Origin of the sequence: Microbacterium sp. (genome assembly GCF_031178525.1) — a bacterium.
GTDB lineage: Bacteria > Actinomycetota > Actinomycetes > Actinomycetales > Microbacteriaceae > Microbacterium.
This window is the reverse complement of the sequence record NZ_JAPSJA010000336.1, coordinates 1-2,374: the sequence shown is the minus strand read 5'-3', so window position 1 is coordinate 2,374 and position 2,374 is coordinate 1. Positions and strand designations below refer to the sequence as shown.

1 protein-coding gene and 1 pseudogene are annotated in these 2,374 nt (G+C 70.4%); one reads left to right on the top strand and one right to left on the bottom strand.

Going from position 1 to position 2,374, the window contains the following annotated elements:
* Positions 1-658: pseudogene (locus RIF89_RS14035) on the bottom strand (DNA-directed RNA polymerase subunit beta); the annotation flags it as partial.
* Positions 659-1,098: 440 nt separating this feature from the next.
* Here RIF89_RS14035 and RIF89_RS14030 point away from each other — a divergent pair.
* Positions 1,099-2,055 carry a GNAT family N-acetyltransferase gene (locus tag RIF89_RS14030; RefSeq protein ID WP_309069698.1) on the top strand — a complete coding sequence of 319 codons (957 nt, stop codon included), beginning with the start codon at positions 1,099-1,101 and terminating at the stop codon, positions 2,053-2,055.
* The last annotated feature ends 319 nt before the right edge of the window (positions 2,056-2,374 follow it).

Below are 2,374 nucleotides of genomic sequence, written 5' to 3'. Positions count from 1 at the left end.
ACTGCTTGCGCTTGCGGTCGATGCGCACGCCGACCTGGTCGCGCTTGTCGATCTCGAACTCGAGCCACGCACCGCGGCTCGGGATGACGCGCGCCGAGACGATGTCCTTGTCGGACGTCTTGTCGGGCGTCTTGTCGAAGTAGACACCGGGCGAGCGCACGAGCTGCGACACCACGACACGCTCGGTGCCGTTGATGATGAACGTGCCCTTGCCCGTCTGCAGCGGGAAGTCGCCCATGAACACCGTCTGGGTCTTGATCTCACCCGTCTGGTGGTTCATGAACTCGGCCTCGACGTAGAGCGGGGCCGCGTAGGTCTTGCCGCGGTCCTTGCACTCCTCGATCGAGTACTTCTCGGGCTCGAGGTACGGGTTCGTGAACGAGAGCTGCATGGTCTCGCTCAGGTCCTCGATCGGCGAGATCTCCTCGAAGATCTCCTCGAGACCGCTCTTGACCGCGATGTCCGTGCGACCGGCGGCCTGAGCCTCGGCCAGACGCGCCTTCCAGGCGTCGTTGCCGACCAGCCAGTCGAACGACTCGGTCTGCAGCGCCAGAAGGTCGGGGACCGTCAGCGTGTCGGAGATCTTGGCGAACGAGAGGCGGGATGCTCCGCGACCGTTCTTGGGGGTGGTGGTGGATGCGTTGCGCGCAGCAGCCAAGGGGATAACCTCCATGAGCGACCGTGGCGGGGGTCGCTGAGTTTCCTTGTCGACAGGTGAGGTGCGCCGGTATCGGTCCCGCTCGGCCCACGACCCGCGCCGCTATCTGCGGGGATCGAAGGCGCCAGCCGACCACCATATGAAGGCATGGGGGATCCAAGAGGCGCAAATACCAACTATAGGCCGGACGACACGCGTTGTCCAGCGGTTCCTTGACGAAGGGTTGAACCTCGGGTATAAACCCAGGCTTCCCGATTGCGGGCGCGGGCATCCGAGGGCCGTCCGCCGCGGCTGCTCGAGCGGCCATCCGGCGCGGTCATCCGGCCCGGTCATCCGGCCCGGTCGTCCGCGAGACCTCACCGTCGGCGCGAGTCATCGACGCAGGACGATGTCTCGCGGCGCAGATGAGGTCTCGCGGGGCGCGAGCCCACAATGGGACCGTGACCGTCACCCTGGAGCCGATGCCCGCCGAACGGTTCGACGCGTGGCGGGCCGACACGGTGGCGCGCTTCGCCGCCCTGCGCCGCGAGTCGGGCATGCTGCCGCCCGCGGAGGCGCAGGAGCAGGGCGAGGGGATCGTCGCCGGCCGGCTGCCGGATGGCGTGCGCTCCGCGGATCAACACGTGCTCGAGATCCGCGACGACGGTCGCCTCGCGGGGACGGCGTGGCTCGAGGTGCGGGCCGGTCAGGACGCGCGGATGGGCGCCATGCTGTACGCCCTGGACGCCGATCCCGCCGTCGCGGCGCCCGCGCTCGACCTGCTCGAACGATACGCGGCGAGCGCGGGAGCGGAGACGCTGCGGATCGACCTGTTCGGGCAGGACGAGGCCGGGTGGCGCGCGATCGAGGGTCGCGGGTACCGCGCCTCGTCGATCCAGATGCTCCTCGCTCCCCTGCCGGCGCCGCGACCACCGGCGACGATCCGGCTGTCGCGCATGGACGCCCAGCAGTACGACGCGTTCGCCGAGCGCCTGATCGCCGAGTTCGCCGACGACCTCGAGCGGGAGGGCCTGCACTCGGCCGAGTCGGCCCGCGCGGAGTCGGAGCGGCAGACCGCCGAGGCGCTGCCCAACGGGATCGACACCGAGGACGAGCTGCTGTTCGTCGCGGAGGCGGGCGGCTCGGACGACCCCGTCGGCGTCGTGTGGCTGTCGGTCCAGCGGCGCTCCACAGGACCGCACGTGTTCGTGCTGGAGCTCCGCGTCGAGGCGGCACACCGCCGCCGAGGCTACGGACGCGCGATCATGTGCGCCGTCGAGGAGGAGGCGCGCCGCATCGGCGCCGACTCGGTCGGACTCCACGTCTTCGGCTTCAACGACGCGGCGAGCGCCCTGTACGACGAGCTCGGCTACCGGCGGGCGGAGGTGCTGTCGGTGAAGGATCTCCCCCGCCCCTGAGCCGATCTCCGGGACCCGAGTAGCGCAAGCGCCGGTTCGCGAGTCGGCTCCCGCATCGTGCCCGGGCACGGCCCGGGGATGCATGGCTCGGCGACGCCCCTCGTCGGAGCGTCGATAGGGTGGAAGCGGTCGGCGTCGTCGCCGGCACGCGGTGCCGCAGAACGGCGATCCGCGCTCCGCTCGACGAGAACCGCCGCCGAGCGACACCCAGCTCCCCACCTATGACTTCTCGCATCTCCGTCCCGCGACCGCCGCACGCGCACATCCCCCGCCCCCGGCTGGTGCAGCGCCTCGATGACGCGACGGGTCCCGTGGTGCG